Source organism: Pseudarthrobacter naphthalenicus (genome assembly GCF_029076445.1).
In the GTDB taxonomy this organism is placed as follows: Bacteria; Actinomycetota; Actinomycetes; order Actinomycetales; family Micrococcaceae; genus Arthrobacter; species Arthrobacter naphthalenicus.
In genome coordinates this window covers 1-23,121 of record NZ_JARESG010000034.1, presented here as the reverse complement: position 1 = coordinate 23,121, position 23,121 = coordinate 1, and the positions used below count along the sequence as shown (strand labels likewise).

Below are 23,121 nucleotides of genomic sequence, written 5' to 3'. Positions count from 1 at the left end.
TTGTGGTTGTCACCGCCCCCAGCCCGAGCAGGAGCCCCCTGCGCGCCTTAGAACCTGCCCAAGGGCTTACGGTGCCATCGCTCCGGACCCCGGCCCCGCACACCGAATGTGTGTCGTCCCGGCTGAAAAAAACCCAGCCACCACGACCAGGGGAGACGGCTGCCCGATGGCTTGGACCATGGGGGACTTTGCCCCGGCTTGTAGGACTCCTACACCCGACGTTTCTGGTCAGCGTCTCCGAATCAGCGTGTTCTAGGCTTTTTGGGTCGCCGCGGTGACCTGGTGCCGGCGGATCCTGGTTTGTAGGTACTCCACAGCCACGACGTCTGGGGAGACGGCAGCGGTACGCCTGGGGCCATGGAACTTGCCGTGGACCGCCGGCCGAGCTTGCGAGGACGGCGGCGGCCTTTCGGCCGCCGCTTACTGGTCTATTTGCTGCGGGCCTCGTTGATGGCTGCGCGCAGTTTCCGCGTGAACTCGGGATCTTTGGTTCGGGCGCATTTCTGGCATTTCTCCCAGCGGTAGCCTTTGCCTCCTCCGCCTTCGTAGGCCATCGTGAGCTTTTCGCGGCACTTCACGCAGTGAGTGGGGTGCTCGCCGTTGGTGTAGATCAATGGATCGGGCGCGATGGCGAAGAGTTCGCCCTGGCCTTCGAGCTGCTGCAAGGTTGCTCCTTCGGTAAGGGGGGTGGCCCATTTCGGGCCACCCCGTGGCCCTAAATGGGCCGGAATTGGGTTTGCTCTATGCGGCTTCGTCGTCGGTGTCGAGGGCTTCCGCGAGCTCGTGGACGGCGCGGAGAACGTTAGCGGCGGTGGCCTTAATAGTTTCCATGTCGGCCTTGGCCCATCCGGCGACGTAGCCGACGCTGTAGGCGCTGGTGTCCAGTCCGAGCATTCCGGCCATGACGTAGGCCACGCTTTCGGCTTCGGTTTCCTTGACGCCCCTGTGTGCCACGTATTCTTTGTGGTCCTCCTCGGCGTGCAAGATCACGTGGGCGGCTTCGTGGATGGCTGTCTTGGCTGCCTGCGCGGGGGAGAGGTTCGCGTCGATCACCACGCGGCGCGTGCCGTCCGTGGTGGTGTAGCCGTTGACTTCGCCGGGGATGGCCTCGTGGGTGACGCTCCAGCCGCGCGCGGTCAGAAATTCTGTGACGTTGGCGACGATGCCCAGATCATCAGAGCCGGTCAGGCGGCGGGCGGGGCTGCTGTAGTCCTCGGCCCCTTCGATGACGTCGGTCTGTGAGATGTCGAAAACGGAGAGGATGGGGAAGCGGACGACGGTCTTTTCCTCGTCCTCGCCTGTGGCCTCGTTGGTTTCGGTGACCTTCTTCGTGCTGTAGCCAAAAATCCTGATGGCCTTCTCACCCTTGCGGACCTGACGGCCGAGGTCCTGCCACCTGCGGAAGCCTGCAACGCGGCTCGCGATGTTGCACTGCGAGAGGATCAAAATCACGTTGTTGAGGCTGTAGGCGTGGAATGCCTGGGCAAAGGCGAGAAACTTCATCCACTCGGCCGAGCTGGTGAACGTTTCGATTTGAGCGGTGAGCTGCGCGTGAAGGGCTTCGGCCTGAGCCTTGCGCTCTTCGGCTGTCTTGCGGGTTTTGGTGGCGGTGGCCATGGTTCGTGTTCCTTCCGGATGGGCTGCTTTCTTATATCTATTCTATCCCCCCTAGGAACTTTTTTGCAAGTCCCCCTAGGAGATTTTAGAGGAAGTTTTCCGGATTTCTTGGAATGTAGATTTCTGCTTTTCCAGAAATGACGGGACTGCCATTGCTTGGATCACGCGGGCCTACGGCACCAAGTGGTGATTGTCGCCGTCAGCCATTGTGGTAATCACCGCCCCCAGCCCGAGCAGGAGCCCCCTGCGCGCCTTAGAACCTGCCCAAGGGCTTACGGTGCCATCGCTCCGGACCCCGGCCCCGCACACCGAATGTGTGTCGTCCCGGCTGAAAAAAACCCAGCCACCACGACCAGGGGAGACGGCCGCCCGATGGCTTGGACCATGGGAAACTTCGCCGTTGCGCTGTGCCCACTGTGGGCCGGTGGAGACCGGAGGATACATCTCAAAGCGGTCCACATTGGGTGTCAGCGCGTAGTTTGCTTCTCATTTTGGGAAGCCATGGTCATGCGCTTTGGGCTTCCTGTGCCAGGGCAACTCGCTCGCGCCACCCCATGGCAAGAGGGGTGTAGGTGGCCCATTCGCCGCGTTCGCGTTCCCGGCGTTCCTGGGCGGCGCGCCGTTCGGCCACCCGCTGGGCTTGTTCGGCTGCCTGCTTCTGGCTGGGAGAGCGGTAGAACCCGCCATCCGGGCGGATCCACTTGCCCAAACGGAAGCGGAGCCAAGCCCCGGTGTTGTCAACGCCGGCCGCTCCGTCGTGGTGGTAGCGGGCGTCCGTGTTCGGGCGCCAATCGATGGCGTGCTTGAGGTCTTTGACCGTCCAGCCTGCCCGGAGGAAAGGCCGGCAGATGGCGGCGACATGGGCTGTGGAGATGCGTTGGAGGGGAAAAGACCTGAATTGGAGCTCCAGCGAGGCTAGACGCTCGGCCTCGCGGCGCTCACGCTTGTTCCCGGCGTTTGTCGTTGTGTTTGGATCCCAAAAGGGTTCTTTCCGGTTGAGCAGCTGGTGATTGACCTCGCGCCGCTGTGCGGCGCGTTTGGAAGAAGTCAGCGGTGGAGCCGCTTCCATTTGAATTTTTGAATCCCCCTCGCGCGTCGCGTGCGGGGGGTTGTTAACAGCCCTAGTGGGCACCGGTACGCTACTTTTTTCCACAGACTGAACGTCGGCCTTTTCCAGCAGCACATAGATGGCTGCTTCGTTCTCGGTGCGGCCGCTGGATTTAGGCGTGAACTCGGCTGTGCGACCCGTGGCCACGACGGCGAGGACGCCCCAGTCACGGAGTCGGCGGAAGTAATTGGAGATGCTCTTGGGGGGGAATCCAAACCGCTCCTGGAGTCGTTGCCAGAGCGGCATGATGGTCATGCTGGCGGGGTCAAAGCCAGGGCCTTGGGCGATGGCATTCACGAACCGCCAGATGTTGGCTTTCAAGTCTTTGCGAGCCAGCTGGAACTCCGCGAGCTCCTGAATGCTACGCAGCCAGCGAATGATGTGGCGGGCAGGCCTGTACCCGGCCGGCACGACGGACCATACGGCGCGGTTGCTGCGCTCGTTGGCTTTGCGTACGCGTCTGGGCTTGTACTTGCCAGCGCGCCCTTTACGGCGCTTCCTGGAGCCAATAGCGGATCCAGATCCGGGTTCAGCGACGGCCGGAAGGCCTGCTCCCAGAGCAGAGACGTTCTCGGGCGTCAGCTGTAGCCGCCGGGGGCCTGGCTCATCCTCTAGCCGAGGTCCATCGGCTGTGACTTGACAGGAAACACGACTACGAGCATGCGTTGACGCCGGAACCGGGTCCGGTACCATAGGCAGCAATAACCTTTCGTTTGAAGGGTGCAAAAAGGGGAGCGTCCTCGCGAGAGGAAGCTTGAATAGTTCAGATCGTGATCCGCCAAGAACAAGGATCTGAACGACATACTTAATGAAGGCCCGCCTAGTGCGGGCCTTCAGTTCTTAACTGGCCTTAGCGATAGGCAATGCCTCCTGCAGGCTCTGACGGTCTACCCACGCGGGGAGGCCGTCCGCTTCAAGTTCAAGGTGGTTGAGGATGAGTTCCAGGCCCTGGGCGTCACTGAGTCCCATGCGCTCGGAAACCTCATGGAGTTTGTCCTTGCAGTGCTTCGGGATTGCGTAGTTGACCTGCACGTTGCTGATACCTGTGCCGCGTTTACGGCGAAGAACAGTTCCCATGACGCCCACACTAGCCATAGGGCTAGTGCAAAGTTTTCCGACACGCCGCGCCGCACGTCCGATGTGTCATTAAGTACGACAACGTGGAGGCTATGTTCCCCGCAGGAAATCCAGGTAAGTGTTTATGGCTGCTTCGCGGGCTTCCACATTCAACTTGTAGACGCGCCACCTGTCTGACTGGCCCTTACCCTCTGCCTGGTGGGAGGTCACGCCGCGCTGCGTCTCGATCTCTTTTAGATATCTCCAGACGGTCCGGTAATCCACATTTAGATCGCGACCAATTTCCCCGGAAGTTGCTCCATCGGGATGCTGGGCGAGGTATCGAAGGATCGATGTTCGGAGCGCGTTGACCCCAAGCATGTTCAAGGACCCCTCCGTGAGGCCAGGAATCGCGAGTGGGACATATTTCGGCACCTCCCTATTGTGTATCAAACTGTGCATTCCTGATGATATGCCATATAATGTGATATGACGATATGGCCCGAAACTCAGCTGCCAGCGTGGCGTGAGCTTCTGCACAGGGAGGCCGTGTGACAAGCACTTTTGGTCCAGTCTGTGGAGAATGACGAGCTGGTCAACGTCAGTTTTGTCGGTCGTTGCTGTTAGTTGTGGGAATGATGTTCTAGGGGGATGGGCAGATAGTGAAGACTTCATTGCCGTTCGGCACGGAGTGGCCGATGAACGGAGCTCTTCGTGATCGGGCCGCGCAGGTAAGCGAGAATTTCCGCTCGTGGGTTGATGGCTTGAACCTCCCGGACGATCAGGTGCGGGTGCTCTCTGAGCTTCTGGGCATGATGGACGCGCGGGAGTTCGTCGAAGGCAGGGCCGCGTGCGTGACGTATGAGGCCGAGGTCGCCCGGCTTACGGGGCTGGGAGACTCCCTGAACGCCGTCGTGGCCGACCTAGTGTCCGCCGGCTTGTTGACATCCCATCCCGCATCAGACGTTTTCCCAGACCGTCGCCCCGGCGTCGTTTTCCGTGTCCGCCGCCCGGACGTGGTCCTGACGGTGGAGGCTGCCGGGCCATTGTGGATGGCTGACTCCTGGGTGCGGCGGCGTTCTGCCGTTCGGTCCGCATCGTGAAGGGCGGCGCTGGGAGCGTAGGCCTGGCTGTAGGGGCTTTTCTTTTGGCCCCCATTCTGATTGTGGTGCTGTTCTTGGGTGCGGGTGGGGCTAAGGCTGCCTCCTCCTGTGGTGTGGCCGGCGGCAGTGTGGCCGTGGGTAGCATTCCGGCGAAGGCGGGTGCTTTCTCTGGTAAGCAGCTGGAGAACGCGGCCGCGATCATGAAGGCGGCGAAGGATCTTGGTCTGCCGGCGGCGGCTCAGATTCTTGGTGTGCAGGCCGCTATTGGGGAGTCCACGCTGAACGTCATCGACCACGGCGACGTGGCGGGCCCGGACTCACGCGGGCTGTTCCAGCAGCGGGACAACGGCGCGTGGGGCTCTTATTCGGACCGGATGGACCCCTACATCAGCGCCACGAGCTTCTTCAAGGCGCTGAGCAGGGTTGCTGGTTGGGAGCAGCTGGAGCCCAGTACGGCCATTCACCGCGTTCAGGGCAATGCCGTGGAGGACCACTACGCGCAGTTCCGTGCTCCTGCAGCTGAGGTAGTGAAGGCCCTGGGCGGGGAAGCCACGGCCGGGATTGATGCCAGCGGGGCATGCCCCAGCGCCGGGGGAGCTGTCTTGGGTGAACTCTCCGGTAAGTGGGTCCACCCGCTGCCCGGTGCGGTCATGAGTAGTGGCTATGGCCCCCGCGCTGCACCTGCCGGGACGGTTGGGGGAGTGCTGGCGAATTTCCACTATGGGATCGACTTCGCTACTCCCGGCCGCGCGGGAACCATCGTGGCGGTGACGGACATGAAGATCGTCAAGGTCCGCAACCTTGACGGCACGTTCGGCACGGGGGTGACCGGCCAAACCACGGACGGGAAGCTGACCATCGGCATGTACCACATGGAGGCCGGGTCAGTGAAGGTCAAGGAAGGCGACGTGGTGGCCGCCGGGACCCCGCTGGGAACCGAGGGGGCCACGGGCAACGTGACCGGGCGGCACCTGCACATGGAGTTCTTCCCAGGCGCCCTGCCCAACCCCATGGTCCCGATTAACCAGACCACCGACCCAGCACCGATCCTCAAAGCACAGGGAGTGAGCTTCTAATGAGCACCAAGAATTTCGGCCTTGTCCTCGCGGTCGCGGCCGCGGCCCTCACGGGCTGCGCTGCCCCGGCTTCGAACACCACTCCTCAGCCTGCCGAGTCGAGCAGCGCCGCAGTGGAGCTGCACGAACACGACGAGGATCACGGCGTGCCGGTCGTGACCTGGGATGCCTCGGCGGAAGCGGAGGTCAAGGCTCTTGCCATTGATCTGATGGGTAAGTTTGCCCGTCCGGACGTGACGGCACGGGCGTGGTTCGATGCGCTCCAGCCGCGCATGAGCGCCGATTATCAGGAGTCCGCGCAGTACATCGACCCTGGCCGGATCCCGGTCACCAAGATTCTCTCTGGCCCGGTCCTGGTCAGGGAGAAGGGGAACCCTATGTCGGTCACGGCGGAGTTCTCCACGAATAACGGCCCGTGGGTTCTCTCTCTCCACCGGTCAGGGCAGGAGGAACCGTGGCTGATTACTCGTGTCGCTCCAAAAGATTCCTAAGCAGCATCACCACTCCGAAAAGAAAGAGGTAGGCCCATGGCAATCGAAAAATCGCTGATCCAGCCGGAACCGGTGATCAGCGCCATCATCAACGGTGACAACACCGGAGTCCTGAAGATCAACGGGGAAGAACACCCCTACGAAGCCACCGACGTGAACGACCTGCGCCAGGCGCTCATGAAGCGCGTCATCGGAGAGGCAGCCACCCTCGGCCGCCCCGTCCGTGTGACCTCGATGGACGACACCGGGGTTTCCTACCTGGTGGTCTCACCGTCTGGTGAAGTCGAGGAAGAGCAGCCCGCAACGGTCCCGGAGGATGCCAGCGCGATCATTGAGCGCATCCCGTCCGCGCCCGCCGCGACAACCACGCTGGCGGCGGCTAGGTCCACTACGACCGTCGTCAGGGAGCCAGCCTCGGCCGCTGCACCAGCAGCGGCAGAGACTGTTACCCGCCGGTCTATCAGGGAAGCGGGGAGCTTCCTTGCTGCCCCCAGCGCCGTTGAGCCGGCTACTCAGGGATTCCGGGGTCTGCTGAACAGCCTGGGCCTGTCCCTCGCGCCGTCCGAGGATGAACTGAGCGAACGCGAGGATATCCGGCTGGCATCCAAGCACTTCGCCGGCACCCGAACCATTGCAGTGGTCAATCAGAAAGGCGGATCGAACAAGACACCCACCGTGGCTGGCTTGGCTGCCGTTTTCGGCCGCAACGGAGGCAGCGTCGTGGGGTGGGATAACAACCCCACGACAGGGACTTTGGGGTGGCGTACAGAGAAGGGCGACCATGCCAGGAGCGCACTGGACGTAATCGCCGCCGCTGATGCGCTGCTCTCGCCCACAGCCCAGTCGGCGGACATCAACGCGTTCGTACACCACCAGAGCACGGACAAGTACGACGTATTGCGCTCTGACGCTGATGTGGATGGCACGCACGAAGTAACCGCTGAAGAGGTTGACGTACTGCATCGGGTCGTCTCCAAGTACTACCGGCTGATCCTCATGGATTCAGGCAACAACCACCGAAGCGCCGAGTGGAACCGCATGATCGACCACGCGGACCAGCTGGTGGTTCCCACCACCAACGAAGAGGACCGGGTAGAGGCTGCTCTCCTGACATTGCAGGGCCTGGACCTGAAGGCTGAGCGCTCTGCCGAACTCGCTTCCAATGCCGTTGTGATCGTCTCGGAACGGCAAAGAGGCGAGGCCCGGCTCTCGCAGGAGACGGCAGAGAAGTTCCGGCCCTACGTCCGGGATGTGGTTGTGGTGCCCTTTGATGAGGCGTTGAAGTCCGGTCAGATCCGTTTCGGCGCCCTCCAGCCTGCAACGCGCAGGGCGTGGTTGCGGGCGGCAGCAGCGGTGGCGCGTGGGCTATGAACGTGACCGAAAAGACCGAGAACGTCAGTCCCTGGGTGACGGCCGCACAAAGCATCGCACCGGAAGTCCGCGCGGCCGCACCTGAAGAGGAACCAACCCCGGCAGCCGAAGAACAGCCTGTCGGTTTCGTGGCCGCGCACGGCGGTGCCGGGGCCACGGCTTGGGCTTCGATCCTGGATGGTGCCGACCACGGCCAGCAGCTTCCCACGGACGGGACACCCGTGGTGCTTGTCGCCCGCGCCAGCCTGCACGGCATCGATGCGGCCAAAGCCGCCATTGCTGCCCACGGCCGGGCTGCGTTCAGCGCGGTCCTGATTGTCCCGGCCGTACCGGGACGGACCCCCAAGCTGATCCAGAACGAACTCAAGGTTCTAGCTGGTGCCGTTCCTCTGGTCCCCGCCCCCTGGGTTCCGGGGTTGCTGATCAAGCGCTCTGCACTGGCCGATTTCACTGATGTACCGGCAAAAGACCTGGCAAAGGTCCGAGCCGCACTTTCAATCACTAAAGGAGAAATGAAATGACTGTATTCACCAAACTCACCGACGTAGCAACCATGGTTGTAGCCGAAGCCAAGCCGCTCCCCGGCCCGGTCCAGGACGGCCTTGACACCGTTCTGATGTGGACCAAGATCATCGGCGGTTCCCTCGCCGTGCTGGGCCTGATGATCCTTTTCATCGGCCTGTTCTTCGCTCACCAGCGCGGCCGCGGTGAAGAGTTCATGGGCAAGGCCGGATGGTGGCTCACAGGCGCTATCGGCCTGGGTACCGCCAGCCTCCTCGGCGCACTGTTCGTCGGATAAGGAGGCGACCATGAGCAAGGTGCAGAACCCCCAAACGTTGAGGGGAAAGGTCGCGCTGTGGGCATCAGTCGCGTTGGTCTTCCTCGTCGCCATTCTGTTGTTCCTGATCCTGGTCAAACCAGCCGGAACGACACCGCCCAACCCGATAGCGGTAGAAACCACCAAAGCAACAGGTGATTGCGACGTGCCCGAAGGGGACACGTCCTCTAAGCCGGCCATGCCCAAAGACCTCCGCTGGGAAGCCGACAAGGGGTGGACGTGGCCCGTCTCGGACACCTACGGCCCCACCAAAACAAAAGACGGATTCCCTGTCTGCTTCGCCCGCTCACCCTTGGGTGCGGCACTCACCGCTGTGTCTATGAATGCGGCGGGGAACCTCATCAACGCACGCAAAGCGGGTGAGGTTTACGCGATCGATTCCCCTGGGAAGAAGGTTCTGCTGGACAAGACCCCGGACAAGGCCGCAGGAACCACTCCTGCAACCTTCGCCGGATTCATCGTGGACAGCTTCACCGGTGACGAAGCGTCAATAACGCTCGTCGTGGCTACCGCTGCGACTAGTTCAGGCTATGCCGGTCTTCCGCTCACCTTCCGCTGGGTTGACGGGGACTGGAAGCTCAAAGTTCTTGACGACGGCTCGACCTTTGTCGGCCAGCCGCCCGTTCCCGTCAAGGGCGGATTTGTGGAGTGGAGTGGTTCAAATGGCTGATTGCAATCCTTTGACGGATGGTTTGGCCTGCGTTGCCGGCAAAGTGGTTGGCGGTGTGGGGAACGCGGCCTCAGGTGCGGTGAACTCTGCCGTCGATTCGGGAGCCAACAGCCTGGGTGAAGCCATGATGGGCGCCTGGGATTCGATCATGAAGGGTTTCCTGACCTCCTGGCTGGATGCCGGGATGCTCGTCAGCCTGGACGGTGCCTCCATGCAGTGGCTGTCTGACCAGTTGCAGGTAATCAGCATCTTCCTGACGACGGTGGGAATCATGGTCGCCTGCATCTGGACTATGGTCCACGCCCGTGGGGATCAGGCAGTGAAGGCCTCGAAGGCCCTTTTCATGGTCTTCATGGTGACCACAGCCGGGACCGCGCTGATGCAGGTCGCCATCCCCGCTGGAGACGCCTTCGCGAAGTACATCCTCGACGAGGCCGGCGTGACCGTTAACGGTTATGACCAGCTCGGCCCGGCAGCCGGGGCCGTTGGTCAAATCGGTCCCGGCTTGGCGATTGTGGCCGGAATTTTCGGGGTGATCGCTACTTTGTTGCAGTGGATCATCATGATCGTCCGCGCCGTGGTCCTGCCTTTGCTGGTCGCTGTGTGGCCGGTCGCCGCTGCGGCGGCCATGATCCGCGGTGCCGAAGGTGGCTTCTCGACGGTCACTAAGTGGCTGATTGCTTTCCTGATTTATAAGCCTGTCGCGGCAATCATTTACGCGTTCGCGTGGAAGTTGAAGTCGGGTGATGACGGGATTGGAGGCGTCATCAACGGCATGTTGCTGCTGGTGCTGGCTGTTGCTGCCCTTCCGGCGCTTATGAAGCTCCTTAGCCCAGCGACGGCCGCGATGGGCTCAGCTGCTGGCGGGACCATGGCCATGGCTGCCGGCGCTGCTGTCGTCGGTGCCGCCGTGGCCGGGGGAGCGGCCGTTATGACCGGGGGCGGCTCTGCCGCCGCTGGCGCTTCCGCTGGGGGAACTGCGGGCCGGTTCAGTTCACCGTCTCCCGGCAATTCCACAGCGCAGGGTGCTTCACCAGACGTTTCCACGTCCGGCGGCTCAGGTGGTGGTTCCTCCTCTGGCCCGAGCGGTTCTACCGGCGGTGCTGGTCCGTCTGGGACACCTGGCGGTAGCGGCATTGCTGGTCCAAGCGGTGGTTCGCCTTCCTCGGGCGGGTTGGCCGCTGGCGGCGGTGCGTCGGCCGGGGCTTCCGGGCCCGGCTCGGGGCTTCAGGCTGCTTCTCAGTCTCTGGGCGGCGCTGTCGCTCAGGGAGCTAAAGACTCTGATGGAAAGGGAGTGTTGGGCTCATGAGCGATAACGCTGCACAGGAAAAATTCGGTAACTGGCTTCAGCCTGCTTCACCTGGTCTTTATGGCCTCAGCCTTCCCGCGCTGATCGTCTCGGCTGCGGGCCTGGTGTTTTCGCTGCTATTCATGATGAAGGGTCTGTATCTGGTGGCGCTGGTAGTGCTGCTGGTCACGGCCTTGATCGTGCTGTTTGGCATGGTGAAATTCGGCGGCCGGACGATCATCGGCAAAATCACCGATTCGCTGTCCCTGGCTACCCGGAAGTCCTCCGGCTCGGCGTTCTACGTCACAGGGGCGCTGTCCACGCTTCCGCCGGAAGACGCGGAGCGCCTGCCCGGTGCCCTGCTGGACGTGGACACGATTTCAGGTACTGACGGCTTGGGCCGGAAGTACTCGCTGCTTCACCACAAAGCCGTGAACCAGCTGGCAGCCGTATTCGGCTGCTCCCCGGACGGGGCCTCGATGCAGGAACAATCCATGGTCAACGCCCAGGTCTCCAAGTACGGCAGCTGGCTCTCTTCCCTGAGCGTGGAAGAAGGCCTGACGGGGGCCACGGTTGTGGTCGATTCAGCCTCGGAATCCTCAGCCGGGACATGCGCAGCAATCCGTGACGACGTCGCCCCTGGTGGCCCGGCCTTCGCCAAGGAAGTCCTGGACCACGCGGTGGGAACCCTGCCCGCACGCTCGGCCGTGCTGAACGTCTACGCCACGATGGTCTGGGATGCAGCAACGCTGGGTGCAACCGATAAGGACGTGTCCTCTGCCGTAGCTGAGGTAGCCGCCCGCCTTCCTGGCCAAAGCGAAATGCTCCGTGATGCCGGCGCCGGCACACCCGAACCACTGGTGGAAGAAGAACTCGCCCACGTCGCGCAGCTGGCGTACCAGCCGATGCGCGATCAGGAAATGGCTTTGGATGCTCTCCAAGGCCGCCAGGCGGTCAAGGACTGGGAGCATGCCGGGCCGGGGTTCTTCGATGACTCACAGGGCCGCGTGGTGTTCCACGATGGCGTTGCGTCGATGACGCTGATGATGACTGTTCCTCCGGGCGCGCACATAACCTCGCGCAGTTTTGACCGGATTTTCGGGCCGAACGCGAAGTTCCTCCGCAAGCGCGTTGCACTGTTCTACCGTCCCGTGGACCCCGGTAGCGGGGCCAGAATCGTGGACAAGCTGGTGAAAACCGCTGATTGGAAGATCAGCACCCGCAAGGGCCGGCCCACGTCCTGGGACCGGGCGGCCAAGGCTGTAGCCGAAAAGACTGAAGAGGAGCTGGCGCAGGGTGCCAGGCTGTCGCTGTTTTCGATGATGGTCACCGTGACGTTTGCCCCGGATCAGAAGTCTTATCGGGACGCACTGAATCAGGTGAAGTCCCTGATGAACCAGCTGATCATGCCGTACCGGTTCGTGGAGCACGCCGGTTCGGCCGCGTTCCACACCACCCTTCCGTTCGGCGTTCTTCCTTGGCGGTACAGCACTACGCCCCTCTGGATCGGAAGTGGCACCAAATGAGTAAGCGCGGTAGCGAAGTGAATCACGTCAAAACATCCAAGGGCTTTACCGGGTTTGGCGGCGGCCGATGGGGCAAGCGCCCAGCGCCGCCTCAGTGGTATTCGTCCTCGACCCAGCTGTGCGGGATTTATCCGTTTTCGGCCGGCACGTCCCGGCCGAACGTCGGGACTCCGCTGGGCCGGGATATGAACGTGGGCACCGCCGTGGCCGGGGACATGAAGACCTGGTACGACGCGGGCCTGATTTCCTCACCCTCGATGATGCTCTTTGGCCTGAACGGGAACGGCAAGTCCTCGGTCGCGCAGCGGTTCATCTACTCCATGGCCGCGCGCGGCATCGTCCCGATGGTCTTTGACCCGCTGAAAAACGAATACCGCGAAGCCATCGAAAAGATGGGCGGCACGGTGTTCAGCGTCGGCCCGCGCGGGAAAGACAGGATCAATCTCCTGCACCTCGGGGCATTGGGGGATGCCGCTGCAAGGATCGGCGGTGTCCTGGGTGAGGAAATGCGGCAGGAGGCCATCGGCAAGGCCGTGGACATGGTTGCCCTGGTCGTCCAGATCAACCGCGGCCTACCGCTGGCCGACAGTGAAGATGCGGTACTGGCCCTGCTGGTGCGCTCGGTCATCAACCGGGTCCGCAGGCCTTCCCTGTATGACCTGAAAGCGGCGTTCCTGAACCCGCCGCCGGAAGTCCTCTCGGCGGTGGCCTGCAACGATGCTCAGCAGTTCCTCACGGAGTACCGGACGTTGCACCTGTCCGTGCTGGCCGTCCTCAACGGCGAAATGGGGCCGCTGATTGGCGGCAGCGAATCCATGAGCATTCCCGTGGGAAATCCCGGCGGGTTCTGCTTCGATACCTCCTCAATCCCGGACTCGAACACGAAGCTGCTCTCGGCCGCGATGCTCGCCACCTGGAACATCGGCTTCTCGGCCATCGACGCGCACTGGGAACTGTCCCAGTATGACCCGTCCGTGCACTGGGGCGGTTACCTGTCCGTGCAGGACGAGTTCTGGTACCCGATGCGGGCCTGTGAGGGCATCATCGACCGGGCCGACCGGGTCGGGCGGACTAACAGGGGTAAGGGTGTAGCAGAGCTGAAGATCACGCACAGCCCCAAGGACTTCCTGTCCCTGCCCAACGCAAAGGACCGGGCCACGGCCAAGGGCTTCGCCCAGCGCAGCGGCCTCCTGGGCCTCATGGCCCTGTCCCTGGATGACCTGCACGAGCTCAGCGCGGTCCAGCCGCTCAACGCCAAGGAAATCGAGACGGTATCCGGTTTCAACGCACCGCCGGACTGGAAGCCGAAGCTGAACGCTGACGGAACCCCCGCCGCCCCTCCGGGCGCGGGAAAGATCCTCCTGAAGGTCCCCGGCCGGGTGGGTATCCCGGTGCAGATGACCCTGACTGAGATCGAGAAGAAGCATCACGTCACCGACGAACGCAGTAACCGGTTCGTTCGGACGGAAGAAGAGGAGGCTGCCTGATGGGTGCGCCAACACGGGCGCGGTACCTGCGCCGTAAAAACGCTGCAACGACGGCCGGCATGGCCGTGCTGGTCGGAGTGCTGCTGTCCGTGGTGGGCGGCCTGAGTGTTGGCGGGTTCTACGTCACCGGGACGTGGGCCAACCCGCCGGTCATCATCCAGGAGCTGGTGAAGGGCCCGCGTCAATTCTCGGGCCTGTACGTCGCCGGGATAGCCACCGTTGCGGTGGCTCTGGCCGCCCTGATCGTGGGTGGTTGGCTATTGCTGCGGAAGCTCGCCCCCCGCTCCTCGTGGGTAGACGCGGCGGCCCGGCACATGGCAACGGCCAAAGAGGTCAAGTCACTCTCGGTCAAGAGCGCATTGGCCGACAACCGGAAGATGAAATGCCAGGCCGAAGGCTGGCCCGGCTTCGAACTGGGCAAGATCATCCCCACCTCCCAGCCGTTGTACGCGAACGCTGAACTTGTCGGGCTGATCTTTGCCGGCCCTCGTGCCGGGAAGTCCGCCTCCTACGCGGTGCCTTTCATCCTTGAATCCCCTGGTGCGGTGATCGTGACGGAGAACAAGCGGTTCCTTACCGATGCCACCCGTGACGTGCGGGCCAAGAACGGCGGGAACATCTGGGTCTTTGACCCGCAGAGAATCGTTGGGGAGAAACCCACCTGGTGGTGGAATCCGCTCTCGATGGTCCATGACGCGGCCAGCGCGTGGACGCTGGCTGACACGTTCGCGAAGGCCGAGATGGAATCGGTGGGAGAGAAGGGCTTCCAGTTCTTCGAGCTCCGCGCCACGCAGCTGCTTCGCGGGTTCTTCCTCGCGGCCGCCGTGAAGGGCCTGCCCCTGTCCACGGTGCAGGCCTGGATTTCTGACCGGGACGTGCGGGAGCCCGAAGCGATTGCCATCCTGAACGAGACGCGCCATGTGGAGGTCCTGAACCAGCTGGCGAGCATCTTCTCCCCGGACTCGCTGCCCGAACGCTCCGGTGTGTTCTCCACGGCGCAGATCATGACTGAGTGCCTGACCAATCAGGAGATTTCCCGGTGGGTCAATCCTGCTGAGGGTGATGTCGTGGCTTCCCCCGAGATTGAGGGCTCCGTGTACCGGGGTCGGCCCCATTTCAACCCGGCAGAGTTCGTCCGGGGCAACGACACCCTGTATTCGCTCTCCAAGGACTCCGCCGGTGGCGGGCGCGCCCTCGTAACGGCCATGGCCGTGGCCGTCCTGGAAGCAGCCGTTGAGTACGCCACAGAATGCCCTGGCGGGCGACTGCCGGTGCCCTTAGCGGCCATCCTGGATGAAGCGGCCAACGTATGCCGCTGGTCCAAGCTCCCCAAGGAATACTCCCACTTCGGCTCACGCGGAATCCTCGTGGCCACCATTCTGCAGTCCTACTCCCAGGGTGAATCCGTCTGGGGCGAAAAGGGCATGGAAGCGCTCTATCAGGCCGCGAACTGGATTCTGTACCTGGGCGGGAACAAGCCGGGGCCGTTCCTGTCCAAAACCTCCGAAGCCGTGGGGGATTACTACTACACAACTCCCGGTTCACCCGGATCCAAGAACTCCCCACGAGGCCCCGAACAGGAACACCGGGACCGGATCTTCGATGTAGCCGAACTCGCCGCACTCCCCAAGGGCCGGGGCATCCTCATCACCGGCCAGAACCGCGCTGCCCTGGTCAAGTCCACCCCGTGGATGTGGACCAAGCACGAAGAAGCCGTCAAGGCTTCCCTGCACGCCCATGACCCACAGGCAGACCGCACCATCAGTGATGCAGAGGCCGAAGCCGACGCCGTACGCCGCAATCCTGACCTCACACCGGTAGCGGCACCGTGAGCGACACCCAGTCAGTCTCGGAGCGGGTCCCGGAGGATGATCTTCCGGGATCCGGCCTGTTCTTCGATGACACAGCCAACGAACCTGATCCCAACGTGACGGCGGCCGCCGATCCCATTGCAGACGCAGCACCCGGCCCGGAGGAGTCAGCGGCTCTCAGCGCGTTGAGTACTGGCGGTGCCGCCCTGGCCGGGCTAGACGCCGCCGCCGTCGAGAAGCTGCTGACCAAAGTAGCTCTCCGCCGGTACACCAAGCGCATCGAGGAAGCAGTGGACGCCCGGCTCGATGACCTGGACTGGTCAGAAGTGGCCGCCGGCATCGAATCCCGTGTGGCAGGTCACGTGGCAGAAGCCGCCGGGGTCAACGCCGAAACCGGTGAAATCAGCGATAACCCGGCCGCCGCCCCGGACACGGAAGGTTCGGCCTCCGTCACTGAGGAGACCGAAGAGGCTCCCGAGCCAGCATTCCGCACCGTCTATGACTTCTACGAAGGCATCTACGGCCCCCTGTATGAGCACTTCGATTCCGCACCCGGCGTCATGGCCCAGCGCGGTACTACCGGGATCAGGTGGTGCCGGCAGTGGTGGAACCACCAATCGGTGATGATGCGCATGACCGCTCTGTGGCAGGGATACGAAGTCGCCTACGCCGAAGGCGGCGGGGCCGTCAGTACCTGGATGCTCGACCACGCAGACCGCCACTTCGACCGGATCATGGCCGAAGGCGGGCCGCTCTCCGAATGCCGGTCTGACCACGGCAACCAGATGGTCCGCTACCCCACCGACCCGCTGCCCGAAGGACTGAACCTCGACGCAACAACCGTCCCGCCAGCACACCCCGGCAACGACTAGCAAAGGAGCGCCTCTGAACAGGGAAGAACGCCGCCGCCGAGAACTGACCAGTCACAGCTTCTGCCGTGGCCGGCCCTGCAGGAAGTGAGGACCAAACTCACGCTCCACCAATACCTGTTCTTGGAAGGCCTACCTATATCTTTGAGTCAGACCAAACGAGAGACTTGCCATGCTTTTTGATGTGATCAACGCGTCTACCACGGATGAATCTGCCGCAACTACTTTTTCATCCGGACGCTCTGCCGTGCTCCTGGGTGACGCCGGGCAGATGCTTGACCGTGTGCCGAGTCGGACTGTCCGCTCCGTAGTTACGTCCCCGCCCTATTGGTCGTTAAGGGACTACAACCATGATGGGCAGATCGGCAGAGACGAGAGTCTTCCCGAGTTCATCAAATCCCTGACAGTCATCTTCGACAAAGTTTCTCGTGTACTCACCGACGATGGAACCTTATGGGTCAACCTCGGCGACAGCTATACCTCGGGCAACCGGGGTTACCGAGCCCCCGACAAAAAGAACGCAAATCGCGCCATGTCGGTCCGCCCCAAGACTCCCGAAGGCCTGAAGCCTAAAGACCTCATCGGTGTGCCGTGGATGTTCGCCTTCGCCATGCAACAGGCGGGGTGGTACCTCCGTAGCGACATCATTTGGTACAAGGAAAACACCCAACCCGAGTCGGTGAAGGACCGCCCAACGCGGAGCCACGAGCATGTTTTCCTGTTCAGCAAGAACGAGAAGTACCACTACGATATCGACGCCGTTAAAGGTCCTAACGGCCGCCGCTTGCGTGATGTATGGGAGATCAACACCAAGGGATATAACGGGGCACACTTCGCCGTCTACCCCGAAGAGCTCGTTCGCCGCTGCGCCCTGATCGGTTCAGAGCCCGGCGATTACATCCTCGATCCCTTCCTGGGCTCAGGCACGACCGGGGCTGTTGCCCATAAGCTCAATCGGAAATTCATCGGCTGCGAAATCAACGATGACTATCTCCCGCTCATCTCCGAAAGACTCTCTGAATCGTGACCACCCCTGCCCCCTCCGGCGACCGCAAAACCCAGCTGCACAGCAAAATTGAGGACTTGAACACTCAGGAAATCATCATCGTTGACAAGGTCGTTACATCCATCCTGGCGCCGGCCGAACACACAGTCCTAAAGGACTCCTGGCTCACCACCAAGGAGTGGGCCGAAGCCTTCCTCGCCCTGCTCAGAGTTCATCACGGGCTCAGCCGAGAACCGTTGGGGACGCTGCAATTCGAGGCAGCCTTCAACGATGCTTCCGAGGCGGCTGGCTGGACCGTAAGCGCCGCTGCGGGAGCTACGAACAGGTTCTTCGACACCGTAATTGTCCAGGACGGAACCAGGATGGTTCTTTCTCTGAAATCGACGGCCGCCAAGGGCCTCAAAGAAAATTGGGTGGAAATATCCAAGCTGACCGAGGGCGCCTGGATACAGGATGCCCGGAGGCAAGCCGAGCGGCGTGACCGCATTGTGGCGCTTTTCAAGGAATACCGGGACATAACGGATGGCATCGTCATTCTGCGGGCTTTCCGTGAAGAAGAGGGTGTCCGGTACCAGTTGGTGGAAATACCAACGTCACTGTTTGAGGCAGTCGACTCGTTGTCAGTAGAGAACGCCCAGAAGGGCACGATCCCGTTCCCCGCTGACGCCGTTGTTCCCATGTTCAAGATCGGTATTGACCGTTCCGACGCAAAAGTGAAGCTCCACGTTCACATCGGTGCCGCAACGATTCACGGACAGTGGAAGCTATCCGGGGAAAAGGAATCCCGTTAGACCTGGCAGCTGTCCGCTGGACGCAGCGGCACTGCCTACAGCTTGTCTATCCAGGTGTCCTCTTCGCGATTGTCCCAAGCCGATCCGGTGGATTTGGGCTTAGTCCGCTGTTCGATCGCCAGGAGTACCCGGCGCACCTCGACTGCATGCAGCTCACGCAGTGACGCAACATCGCGGATAACGACAGAGTTGATCAGATCCTTCCTATCCTCTTGCTCTGCGATACCGGCATCGTCAAAAGCTTGGCGGATCTGCTGGACCTGTTCCGGTCGAATGGGCAGATCCCGGAGAGCTTCTGGAGCTGGTTGGGAGGGGATATCAAAGAGTCCTGGTTCGTCGCTCACGAGAGACAATCTTACTGAGCGTGGACGGTGGCCCTCGTTCCGGCGGGACGACTTGTCCCGCAACGCCTTGCCGCTGGTCATGCAGAGTATGCCATGACCAGTATTCTCGTACTAGCTGATGCTGGAACCTCCTTTTCCAGCGGCCACTTTCCCCGATGGTGTAATGGCAGCACACTGGCCTTTGGAGCCGATAGTCGAGGTTCAAATCCTCGTCGGGGAGCTGTTGTTTGGCGGTTGTTCGCGCCTGCCATAAAAGGGAGTAGCCCCGCACACCAACGGTGTGCGGGGCTACTCCATGCGGTCCGGGAGTCAGCGGCCGCGCGTGCGGTTCTTGCTCTGTGCCTGTGCCTGACTGGCGTTCGCTCCACGGGTTTTACCGGCCTTCGCGCCCTTGCCGGCGGCGGCGTGGGTGATCGGGTATTTCTGGATTTTCTCGCCCTGCATGCGTGCCTTGACAGCCTCGGCGGGCACCCCGGCTGTCACGAGCTGCTGTTCCAACGCCGCACGGTGCTCAGCGGTCCCATAGGCGGCCGCCGCGCGGTCTTCCGCTACGTTGCCCGCACGTTCGTGGCTGGCCCCCTGGTGGGCCGCCGTGTCGGTCTTTACCTCGGCGTCGAGGGCTTCGGGGTGGCGGGCAAGGAACTCGTCCCGGTACCACTCCTCCTCCGCGTGAGAGGGCCCGCCCAGTTTGTCGCGTGCGGATTCGTCCTTGGCCTGATCAGCACGGGCGAACTCGGCCGTTGCAACAGCCTTATAGCCCTCGGCGTCTTTCCTGGCCTCGGTGGAACCGGCCGTATTGACCTGGCTATGTGCCTGTTGGGGGGTCCGTCCCTGCCGGGCAAGGAACTCCTGCCGGCGCTGCTCTGCCTCCCGTGCGCGAGTCTCGGCGCGGGCAGGCTCCCGGCCATCGAACCGCTTCTGCGCTGCAAGGAACTCCGGATCGAACGGCCGGACCTCCGGTGATCCGGCCGCCAGCCAGTCCTTCACCAGCTGGTCCTTGGCCTGCGGGTTGTTGGCCTGAACTTGCCCCAACACGTGGTCCTGGTAATCGGGGCTCTGCTGCATGATGGCCCACCGCTGGGCGGCAGCCTGGACGGCTTCCGGTGCCTGCACCGTGGACCGCTCTCCCGGACCCAGATTCAACCACGCCTCCACGGAAGCCTCCGGAGTGTGGGCTGCGTCGATGCGCTGCTGGTCCCGCACGACATCGGTAATGTCGAACCCGAAACGTTCCTGCAGCTGGGTCCGGATATTCTGCTCAGCCGACGCGGCCACCGGGTCGTGGTCCTTCCACGCCGTGGCAATCCGGTAGGCATCCACAATGTCTGCTTGCCCGGCCGATTCCCACCACTGGTTCCTGGCAGTCGGGGCCAGCGCGGTCGCGGCCGCCAGCTTCTCCGAATCGAACGCCAGCCGGTCCATCGCACCGCGCCGGCTGTTATCGGCCCGCGCCCGTTCGGCATGCTGCTGCCACGTCCGGGCCGCACTGGAACCAATCTGCGCGGCCATCGCCAACGCATGCTGGAAACTCTCTTCAACAAACCCATCCACGCCGTCAGTCTCGCTCAACGTCATCCCCCACCTTTCTGTTGATCCCTGCTCTGTTGTACTTTCTGGTCTGGTCCCTGTGTCGGTGCCCTGGACGCCTTGGGCACCGCGGCCTTCCCCTGGGCGGGGCGCGGACCTGTCGGCATGATCTTCTCTGCCTGGAGCCGTGCCCGGATTGCCTGCTCAGGCAGGCCGGCCGCCCGCAACTGCTCCTCCAGTACCTCGAGGCGCGGCCGTGGCTTTTGAACCGGCTCCGGTGCTTCACCGCGTGCGGCCACTACGGGCCGGTCAAGTACGGCCACCGCTGCATCCGCAGTGCTCTTCATGGGCGCGGTGCCACCGAAGTGGGGCCGTATCGGGTTGCCGTCCACCGACAGGTAAGCCCGCTGCACGGCCGTCAGGTTCTGCCGAACCTCACGGGCCAGCCGGTCGGATGTGTGCCCGTAATCATGGGCCTTGAACGCCTTCCCCAACTGGGTCCCGAAATCACTCCATGCGGCCAGAACGGCCGACGCCCCGGCCCGTCTGGACAGGCTGATGGCCTGGTGCGTTGCGATCCCGGCAATAATCTCGCGGGTGGGCAGCACGGCTCGTTTAGGTTCTTCGGCCAGCTGCGCGTGCCTGGCGAAAAGATCGGCGGCGGCCGCGAGGTTCTTGGCCGCTGCGTCTCCCTCTGCCCCGGCTGCGACACTCCACGCCGAGAGCACTCCTGCACCCTGCCGGGCGATCTGCGCGAACCGTGCCGGGTCGGTTCCCTGCACGTCGCGGAATAGCGCGGCGGCGTCTTTCATCTCCCGGAAGAAGCCGTTCACAACCTCGGCGGACACCACGTCCGAACCGGCGGGGACGGCGGTAGCGAATGCCTTGTTCTTCCCTGCGGCTTTCCATTCCGGGACGGCGGCCGCGGGGTCAGCTTCGGGCCACTGTCCGCGCAGCGCTGGCAACGCCAAATCCTTTGCCAGGGTTCCGCCGCCGTACCAGATAGGACGCTCCCCCGATTGCGGCCGGAACGCTACCGAATATCCGGCAACTGTCCTGGTGCTGCCCTTGGCGAAGTAGGGCCGAACTAACAGGCCCGAGCCTCGGAGCCGCTGCACATACTCAGCTTCCGAACGTGCTCCAGCGCCTGCTCCGCGCAACCGCCGGGCAAGCTCCACGCGCGGTTGCTCGATGGTCCGCTGCACCCCGATCAGGTGATCACGGGCGGTCTTGTCCAGCATTGCCCAGGGCACCATGGACTGGTTGTTCTTAGCTTCGCGCCCGTACGCTGCTTCGGCACGTCGGCGGGCCAGTGATTCCAGCTCCCCCGGCTTGGTTCCCTTGGTCTTAAGACCCTGCCCGAGCACGCGCAGGCCGAGGTCTTTCTCGATCACGCGGGCGGCCTTCTGGGATTTGAACTTACTCTTGTAATCGCTCCACCATGTGCCGTCCTCGCGGATCATGGAGATAGCCAGGTGAACGTGGTCGTTGCCGTTCTTACTCAGCCCGTGGCGGATGGAAACCCATCGGCACCCGGCTTTCCCGTCCGCGCCGTCCAAACCCATTTCGGAGACGAACTTCCGCGACACGGTTTCCCAAAACTCATCGTCACGCTGGCCCGACTCCCCCAGCTGGTCCGGGTCCAGCGACAACGAAACATGCAGCACGTGATCGCGGTCGTCATCGGAGACCCGGAATGCCTTCTTGGGGAAGTTCATTTCGTGTCCCAAGGCACGAGTGTTTTCGGTATCGAGTTCCTGCCGGTCCAGCACGGATACGATCTGCTCCGACGCGCAGACCACATGCATGTTGGTGTGTTCGTTGGCCCGTCCGGGTCCGGCAAGGTATTGGATGAGGCCGAACATGCGGCTGCCGGTGCTGACGTTGGGAATCATCGCTGACCTAGATCCAAGAGTGTGTCATTGATGCGGGCGGCGGTGCGCTGCACGGCTTTGATAACGGCAGTTGCTTCTGCCGGAAACTCCCCCGTCGCGTTCGCGTGCTTCGCCAGCTGGTTCATGTTGTTACCCAACGCCCGCATCATGTTCCGGATCGCGGTCAGCTCCTCACGAACCTCAACGTCAAGCACAAACTGTTCCGCCATGCCCTGGGCCATCGCAGCGTCAAAGAGCAAGGCCGGCACCGTCTTACGGGCCTGCTCAGCCCGGACAACCAAAGCAGCGGCTTCTTCATCGGAAGCGGTCACCTGCCACGAATGAGGACGCCCGCCCTTCACATTCGCACGACGACGACGATCCGGCACGTTCCCTCCTCACGGTCACTGAAAAAGCCCAGCGCAGCGACCCCCAGACATGGGGGACGCAAACACCAGTTTGCCACCAACCGAGCGCGAAAGCGAGGTTGAAGCGGACTTATCGTAGATAAGTACCCAGCTTGCTCCGTTTCGGCTGCCTTCGTTGGTTTTCGCACCATTGGGTGTGCCCTCGCCAAAACCTCCCGACACGGCTGGGAGGAACGGTTAGGCTTGAGGTATGGATATCAACGACATAGCCGCAAGAGCGGCTGCAAAAATTGACGCTGCACGGGACGCGAAAGTGAACGCGGTGAAGACGGCAGCTGCCAGCGGCGTCGAACTCGCAGAAGCCGCCCAGCTGCTAGCGGCCGCAGAGCAGAAGTACGCCAAGGACTACCAGGCCGCCCTGCGCGCGGACTGGACCGAATCCGATCTGCGCGGCTTCGGCCTGGACGCCCCGACCAAGAAGGCCGGCGGCCGTCCACGTGGCACCAAGGCCGCCCGCCAGACGAAAGCAAATGACGACGCTTCACGCGAGAAAGAAATGATTGGCGCAACCAGCGACGGTGAGTAACCCCTCGCCCCCATTGGCACGGCAAAAGCTATCTCCTTCGGGGCTTTTCCCGCACACATGGGGACGACCGGACCCAACTGACCGCCTGCACACAACCACCACGTCACCAGCCGTCCTCACGTCCACCGGGGCGAGCGGTGGCCCGTGCACAGCCTCCGTAGAGTACCGGCCGGTCACGGGAGAGTTTCCCATGGTCCAAGCCATCGGGCAGCCGTCTCCCCTGGTCGTGGTGGCTGGGTTTTTTTCAGCCGGGACGACACACATTCGGTGTGCGGGGCCGGGGTCCGGAGCGATGGCACCGTAAGCCCTTGGGC

Annotated in this window: 24 protein-coding genes and 1 tRNA gene; 16 read left to right on the top strand and 9 right to left on the bottom strand. The window is 62.7% G+C overall.

Translation table 11 applies throughout. The annotated features are described in order from the left end of the window. Positions 1-428 precede the first annotated feature (428 nt). The 5 genes from PY310_RS19915 to PY310_RS21720 form a co-directional block, all read right to left on the bottom strand. Complete coding sequence (locus PY310_RS19915) at positions 429-665, bottom strand: hypothetical protein (RefSeq protein WP_275216308.1); 237 nt, start codon at positions 663-665, stop codon at positions 429-431. Positions 666-741: 76 nt separating this feature from the next. Continuing rightward, positions 742-1,617, bottom strand: coding sequence for an ArdC-like ssDNA-binding domain-containing protein (locus PY310_RS19910; protein WP_275216307.1), 876 nt, complete (start codon positions 1,615-1,617; stop codon positions 742-744). 505 nt (positions 1,618-2,122) lie between these two features. Continuing rightward, positions 2,123-3,046: a hypothetical protein gene (locus PY310_RS19905; protein WP_275216306.1), complete on the bottom strand. Its 924-nt coding sequence runs from the start codon at positions 3,044-3,046 to the stop codon at positions 2,123-2,125. A 519-nt stretch (positions 3,047-3,565) separates the two neighbouring features. Beyond that, the gene (locus PY310_RS19900) at positions 3,566-3,802 is read right to left on the bottom strand and encodes a hypothetical protein (RefSeq protein WP_155854247.1); all 237 of its coding nucleotides are present in this window, start codon (positions 3,800-3,802) and stop codon (positions 3,566-3,568) included. 90 nt (positions 3,803-3,892) lie between these two features. After that, positions 3,893-4,162: an HTH domain-containing protein gene (locus tag PY310_RS21720; RefSeq protein ID WP_419095530.1), complete on the bottom strand. Its 270-nt coding sequence runs from the start codon at positions 4,160-4,162 to the stop codon at positions 3,893-3,895. A gap of 317 nt (positions 4,163-4,479) precedes the next feature. On the opposite strand from PY310_RS21720, the gene PY310_RS19895 reads away from it, so the two are divergent. From PY310_RS19895 to PY310_RS19830, 14 genes are all read left to right on the top strand, one after another. Then, a complete protein-coding gene (locus PY310_RS19895) occupies positions 4,480-4,884 on the top strand; it encodes a hypothetical protein (RefSeq protein WP_275216303.1) in 405 nt (134 codons plus the stop codon). Between the two features lie 44 nt (positions 4,885-4,928). After that, the gene (locus PY310_RS19890; protein ID WP_231497150.1) at positions 4,929-5,960 is read left to right on the top strand and encodes a M23 family metallopeptidase; all 1,032 of its coding nucleotides are present in this window, start codon (positions 4,929-4,931) and stop codon (positions 5,958-5,960) included. Beyond that, positions 5,960-6,451 carry a hypothetical protein gene (locus PY310_RS19885; protein WP_028264603.1) on the top strand — a complete coding sequence of 164 codons (492 nt, stop codon included), beginning with the start codon at positions 5,960-5,962 and terminating at the stop codon, positions 6,449-6,451. The genes PY310_RS19890 and PY310_RS19885 overlap by 1 nt, the downstream gene beginning before the upstream one ends. A 36-nt stretch (positions 6,452-6,487) precedes the next feature. Continuing rightward, the gene (locus PY310_RS19880) at positions 6,488-7,822 is read left to right on the top strand and encodes a MinD/ParA family ATP-binding protein (protein WP_275216300.1); all 1,335 of its coding nucleotides are present in this window, start codon (positions 6,488-6,490) and stop codon (positions 7,820-7,822) included. Between the two features lie 2 nt (positions 7,823-7,824). Further along, positions 7,825-8,343, top strand: a complete 519-nt coding sequence (locus PY310_RS19875) for a hypothetical protein (RefSeq protein WP_051422860.1) — start codon at positions 7,825-7,827, stop codon at positions 8,341-8,343. Continuing rightward, positions 8,340-8,621, top strand: coding sequence for a hypothetical protein (locus PY310_RS19870; RefSeq protein WP_275216299.1), 282 nt, complete (start codon positions 8,340-8,342; stop codon positions 8,619-8,621). The genes PY310_RS19875 and PY310_RS19870 overlap by 4 nt, the downstream gene beginning before the upstream one ends. A 10-nt stretch (positions 8,622-8,631) precedes the next feature. Then, positions 8,632-9,330: a DUF8175 domain-containg protein gene (locus PY310_RS19865; protein ID WP_275216297.1), complete on the top strand. Its 699-nt coding sequence runs from the start codon at positions 8,632-8,634 to the stop codon at positions 9,328-9,330. Further along, a complete protein-coding gene (locus tag PY310_RS19860) occupies positions 9,323-10,639 on the top strand; it encodes a TrbL/VirB6 family protein (protein ID WP_275216296.1) in 1,317 nt (438 codons plus the stop codon). The genes PY310_RS19865 and PY310_RS19860 overlap by 8 nt, the downstream gene beginning before the upstream one ends. Then, positions 10,636-12,144 carry an SCO6880 family protein gene (locus PY310_RS19855; RefSeq protein ID WP_275216294.1) on the top strand — a complete coding sequence of 503 codons (1,509 nt, stop codon included), beginning with the start codon at positions 10,636-10,638 and terminating at the stop codon, positions 12,142-12,144. Before PY310_RS19860 ends, PY310_RS19855 begins: the two co-directional genes overlap by 4 nt. Next, positions 12,141-13,631, top strand: a complete 1,491-nt coding sequence (locus PY310_RS19850; protein WP_275216293.1) for an ATP-binding protein — start codon at positions 12,141-12,143, stop codon at positions 13,629-13,631. The genes PY310_RS19855 and PY310_RS19850 overlap by 4 nt, the downstream gene beginning before the upstream one ends. Beyond that, positions 13,631-15,463: a type IV secretory system conjugative DNA transfer family protein gene (locus PY310_RS19845; protein ID WP_275216291.1), complete on the top strand. Its 1,833-nt coding sequence runs from the start codon at positions 13,631-13,633 to the stop codon at positions 15,461-15,463. The genes PY310_RS19850 and PY310_RS19845 overlap by 1 nt, the downstream gene beginning before the upstream one ends. Further along, positions 15,460-16,314, top strand: a complete 855-nt coding sequence (locus PY310_RS19840; RefSeq protein ID WP_275216290.1) for a DUF4913 domain-containing protein — start codon at positions 15,460-15,462, stop codon at positions 16,312-16,314. Before PY310_RS19845 ends, PY310_RS19840 begins: the two co-directional genes overlap by 4 nt. Before the next feature lie 169 nt (positions 16,315-16,483). Continuing rightward, positions 16,484-17,338: a DNA-methyltransferase gene (locus tag PY310_RS19835; protein ID WP_275216289.1), complete on the top strand. Its 855-nt coding sequence runs from the start codon at positions 16,484-16,486 to the stop codon at positions 17,336-17,338. Continuing rightward, positions 17,335-18,108 (top strand): hypothetical protein, encoded by a 774-nt coding sequence (locus PY310_RS19830; protein WP_275216288.1) that lies wholly within the window; start codon positions 17,335-17,337, stop codon positions 18,106-18,108. The genes PY310_RS19835 and PY310_RS19830 overlap by 4 nt, the downstream gene beginning before the upstream one ends. A 35-nt stretch (positions 18,109-18,143) precedes the next feature. Here PY310_RS19830 and PY310_RS19825 read toward each other — a convergent pair whose 3' ends face one another. Then, positions 18,144-18,452, bottom strand: coding sequence for a hypothetical protein (locus PY310_RS19825; RefSeq protein WP_275216287.1), 309 nt, complete (start codon positions 18,450-18,452; stop codon positions 18,144-18,146). A 149-nt stretch (positions 18,453-18,601) separates the two neighbouring features. On the opposite strand from PY310_RS19825, the gene PY310_RS19820 reads away from it, so the two are divergent. Further along, positions 18,602-18,672, top strand: a tRNA-Gln gene (locus tag PY310_RS19820). A gap of 89 nt (positions 18,673-18,761) precedes the next feature. Here the strand turns inward: PY310_RS19820 and PY310_RS19815 are convergent. Genes PY310_RS19815 through PY310_RS19805 form a run of 3 tightly spaced genes read right to left on the bottom strand, consistent with a single transcriptional unit; the run spans position 18,762 to position 22,242 of the window. Next, entirely contained in the window at positions 18,762-20,027 is a 1,266-nt protein-coding gene (locus PY310_RS19815; protein WP_275216286.1) for a hypothetical protein, read from the bottom strand. Further along, complete coding sequence (locus tag PY310_RS19810) at positions 20,024-21,874, bottom strand: relaxase/mobilization nuclease domain-containing protein (protein ID WP_275216285.1); 1,851 nt, start codon at positions 21,872-21,874, stop codon at positions 20,024-20,026. Before PY310_RS19810 ends, PY310_RS19815 begins: the two co-directional genes overlap by 4 nt. Further along, complete coding sequence (locus tag PY310_RS19805) at positions 21,871-22,242, bottom strand: plasmid mobilization protein (protein ID WP_275216284.1); 372 nt, start codon at positions 22,240-22,242, stop codon at positions 21,871-21,873. Before PY310_RS19805 ends, PY310_RS19810 begins: the two co-directional genes overlap by 4 nt. A 229-nt stretch (positions 22,243-22,471) precedes the next feature. Here PY310_RS19805 and PY310_RS19800 point away from each other — a divergent pair, with 229 nt between their 5' ends. Beyond that, positions 22,472-22,807, top strand: coding sequence for a hypothetical protein (locus tag PY310_RS19800; protein WP_275216282.1), 336 nt, complete (start codon positions 22,472-22,474; stop codon positions 22,805-22,807). Positions 22,808-23,121 lie beyond the last annotated feature (314 nt).